Here is an 851-nt window from a genome sequence, read left to right as displayed (position 1 = left end):
TAAAGCCAGCTTCAAACGTTGATACATGTTCAACTGAGAATCTGCAATGTGATGAACAAGCCCGCCAACTGTCCAGCTACCTTCACGATAAGTTTTGCTTAATTCCTCTTCACTTAATGAGTCGACAGTTTCTCTTAATCGAATCGTGTAAGACTCAATTTCCTTTAACCATTCTTGAACATTTTCTAATGTTACTTTTTCAGGAACTTGTAATTTCCCAATTGGATATTTTACATCCATTTTCCATCCTCCTTTTCCCTTATCGTTATTGTTTTTACTTATATATTAATAGCATAAATTATCTCATAATCCTTGTTATATTTTAACAGAAATATCTAATTACTTTATTAGGTGTTATTCAAGAAACTGGCCCGATTGCGGAATAAAGGTTAATCTGGACTCTTCTACAATCCTGCCGTTAGCGTTAAGTATTATTCCCATTCTTCATTTTTATTTTAACATAAAACCCCATCAATCTTCTGAATTATAACTAATTTCTGCATTTTTTCAACACAAATAGCATCACAATTAACAGTTGCTTTAAGACACAAAGAGGTTGTACAAAGTTTGTACTCGTGTGTAAAAGGTTGCGAAATTACTATCTAATTACTAAAATGTTGCTATATCAACAAAAAAGGAATGCAAATCACATAGCGTTTTGCATTCCTAAATATTGTGTTATTAAATACTTTCTCTCCAAGAACTGAACCTGTTATTCGTATGGAGTAGCTTTTTTATAGGCGCAGTCCGTAAGTCGTTAAACGGGCGCTTGCGCTTTTCTAAAGAAATAAGAAAGTATAAATTTTTGCGCTTTGATGTCTAGCTCCAGCGCCCAGCGACTAGCGAGACTT

At 34.0% G+C, this 851-nt stretch carries 1 protein-coding gene; it reads right to left on the bottom strand.

Translation table 11 applies throughout. The features are described 5' to 3' along the window. Positions 1 to 240: DinB family protein (locus GMJ66_RS20320; RefSeq protein ID WP_156292128.1), on the bottom strand; the 240-nt coding region annotated here is incomplete at its 3' end. Between the last annotated feature and the right edge of the window lie 611 nt (positions 241 to 851).

It is taken from the genome of Oceanobacillus salinisoli, from assembly GCF_009733865.1.
GTDB classification, from domain to species: Bacteria; Bacillota; Bacilli; order Bacillales; family Amphibacillaceae; genus Oceanobacillus; species Oceanobacillus salinisoli.
This window is presented reverse-complemented; position numbering and strand designations above follow the sequence as displayed.